At 60.2% G+C, this 3,001-nt stretch carries 3 protein-coding genes; all 3 read right to left on the bottom strand.

What is annotated here, in order from left to right; all coding sequences use genetic code 11:
* Window positions 1-410, bottom strand: a 410-nt coding sequence (locus tag FN369_RS09955; protein ID WP_218580041.1) for a methane monooxygenase/ammonia monooxygenase subunit C, incomplete at its 3' end; no start/stop codon positions are given.
* A gap of 511 nt (window positions 411-921) precedes the next feature.
* Window positions 922-2,169, bottom strand: a complete 1,248-nt coding sequence (amoB, locus tag FN369_RS09950; RefSeq protein ID WP_142525987.1) for a bacterial ammonia monooxygenase, subunit AmoB — start codon at window positions 2,167-2,169, stop codon at window positions 922-924.
* Window positions 2,170-2,186: 17 nt separating this feature from the next.
* On the bottom strand, window positions 2,187-2,951 hold the full coding sequence (gene amoA / locus FN369_RS09945; protein ID WP_142525986.1) for a bacterial ammonia monooxygenase, subunit AmoA: 765 nt from the start codon (window positions 2,949-2,951) through the stop codon (window positions 2,187-2,189).
* Window positions 2,952-3,001: the final 50 nt, after the last annotated feature.

Genomic DNA, 3,001 nt, shown 5'->3' with positions numbered 1-3,001 from the left:
ATCACCGTCTGGTGCCAGGTGCCGTCCTGCTCCGTGAAGTAGCTCGCGCCCGCGTAAACGGCATAGGTATAGGTCAGGACGAAAAGTCCCAAGGCCCAGTACCGCTTGAGCTCCTCCGCCGGGGTAAGGCGATCCAACGCCCGGTCCCGCGTCACCCAGAGCCAGCCCCACAGCGCTCCCGCCGTGACCGCCTCCAGGACAAGCTCCGCAAAGAGCATGCCCAACCAGTAGGTATTATATTCTGGCGATGTGTAGTCGAGACCCTTCGAAAACGCGTAGAGCCTCTCGTACACATTGATCAACACGTCAAAGACTATCAGCGCTCCGATCGCAATCCCCGCGCTTTTCCAGGAAAAGGCGGTGAGCGGCGGCCGCGCTACAGCCGTTGTCGTTGTTTGTGTTTGTGCCATATCTTCTTCTTTCTCCATTTCTTCCACTGCGCCCCGGATGCACTCCCCCGAGACGCGGCCGTCATCCTCCGGGGATGCCGGCAAAACCCAGAGGCATACGCCAATTGGTTTTTCTTGAGCAACCATAACGGAGGCCCGGAGGACGAACAATCGGACCAAGTCCCACTGCCCAGCTAGGTCGGCGGTCCCTCCGCGCGGCCGTGGAGTAGAGGAGCTCTCGTAGGGGAACGCCCGAGGATTCCATCGGGTTCCGGCCGGACCAGTCCACTCGGACTTTCAACGGTAAGACGCACGACGTGTCTCTTCTGGACCTCCCCATGGCGAAAGCTCTGTGGGCTTAGGCGACACTGTCGTTTCCTCAAAAGGGGAAGCTCCGGGAAAGAAAAAGTACCGGCGGTTCCGCTGGCTTTCCGCTCGTTCCACGGAGACCGGAGAAAAAAGAAGCGCGCCCTCCTTCCCGCGAGGGGAAGAAGGGCGCGCCGGTCGGCTCTCCGAAGAGAGTCGAGAAGCCTTACATTTGCGTTATGCCGAACTTCGGAATGACCAACTGATCGGCGACCGCGATGATGCTCCGCTCCCCGGACGGATCGCTGAAGAAGAGCAACCCTCCGAAGCGGTTCGTCGTCTCGTGGTACATCGTCAACCGCTGGTTCTCCCACTCGGCACTCGCCAACACCACCTCCAGCACCTTGGTCTCTCCGGGCGCCACCGGCTCAGACGGGGTGATCTTCATCGGTCCACCGTAGACCTCCGGGAAGTCCGGATTCCAGACATTCCCCGGAATCGCTTCATTGAAGAAGCGAACGTTCGCCGTGGTGAACTCCTTCAGGACCAAGGGACGATCCCCGGTATTGTGCACCTGGACCCGGAAGGCGAGCGTTCGGCTCGGCACATCGTAGGTCGCATCGAGCACCTGCGCCTCCACATGGGTAGGCTCTGGCGGCAACGGCTGGTTCTTGATGATCGTCTCCTGGATCGGAATCGTGTGCGGAAACTGCGAGGAGGTCATCACGTTCGCAATCGCCACCAGCGCAATCGACCCGAGGGCGAAGATCACCGCCACGGTCTTATCCGCGCCGCTGATCAACTCCTTGGCCCGCCCGGCCGCTACCATCCCCATCCGGGAGGCAAACGGCCTCGCAACCCAATATCCGAACCAAGCCACCCCGATCAGAGTCGTCACGAGGGTCCAGAGAAGCATCCGGCTCTCGCCGTAGTCTTCCAGGTTGATCGTGTTGCCCAAGAGCGTCTTGATCGGATTGGTGAAGCCCTCGTGGGTTCCATCCACGTCGACGTAAATCGACGGTCCGATCAGCGGACCCGCATCCTTCATGCTCAGCATCACCCCAACCGGCCAATGGCCCGGATACCGAGCACGAGTGATCGTCTTGTACTCATAGGTTCCGCCCAGCTCCAGCAACTGCGAGCAAGACATGAACCGGCCGTTGATCCAACTTCCCACCCGCAGGAACTGCGGTCCCGGCACGAAGAAGTTGAGCCAGGAAATCCCCGTAAAGGCGATCTCCTTCGGCCAGATCGGCAGAAGCTGGAACTTCCCCGTCACCGTCATCTCATCCCCGACCTTGAACTTCCGTCCGGAAAACTTGGTGTCATAAAAGATCACCGTCCGCATCCGGAGGAAGGCCTCCTGCGATTTCTCGCCGAGAGCCCAGAGGCGGGTCGTCGGCGCCACCAGGACCATCCCCAGCAGCGCCAGCGCCCCCGCTCTCCCCATCATCCTCAATACTCTCTGTCTCATCGTCTTCCTTCCTCCTCTTAGCTATGCCGGACATCCGCGGTAGCAGCGTCGTAGGTCTTGAAGAACTTGGTGCTGCCGAAGAAGTGGGCTCCCATCAACCACCAGGGCACGTACATACAAACCGAGACGAAGGCCGAGAAAAAGGCGGCCACACCGGTCACCCCTCCCGCGAAGCTTCGCATCGTCCCAGTCTCGACAATCCGGAGATACTCCGGCGTCGAGGTCCGCACGTACATGTAGTTGATCACGTCGGCGACGCTCATCAGCGACCCCTGGTACTCCACCGGCACATGGAACGGAGCGATCATCACCCAGTTGGTCGGATAGAAGAGCCAACCCCAGAGCTCGCCGCCGATCAGCGCCGTCACAACCCAGTTCCCGGTGAGCATCAACACCACGTCGAGCACCACCGCCGCCGGAAAGAAGGTCTCCGGAAAGACCATGTTCAGCGGATAATGGGTCCATCCCCAGAAGTTGATGTACCGGTTCATCCACTCGCCAAAGAGCAAGCCCAAACAGCAGATCGTGGCTCCAATCGGCATCCGGAACCTCGTCCACAAGACCGCCTGAGTCGCCGCCGGGAAGGTGATCTCCAGGATCGGCGCAACGATCGGCCACCAGTTCCGATCCTTCCAGTCGATCCAGAACGACCAGTCTCCGGCAACCAACATCTGGTGGACATGAAACCCACCGACGAGCGCCAGAAATGTCGACGCGATGATGACGATGTCGAACTTGCGCGCAACCGCCTTCGCCTCCGCGTCTACTTGCGAATATTGCATTGTTTACTTTCCCCCTCTGCAAGAGTAGGGGCGGGTGCTCCCCGCCCCTC

It is taken from the genome of Methylacidimicrobium cyclopophantes (genome assembly GCF_902143385.2).
GTDB lineage: Bacteria > Verrucomicrobiota > Verrucomicrobiia > Methylacidiphilales > Methylacidiphilaceae > Methylacidimicrobium > Methylacidimicrobium cyclopophantes.
The sequence above is the reverse complement of the archived record's forward strand: the minus strand, read 5'-3'. Positions and strand labels throughout refer to the sequence as shown.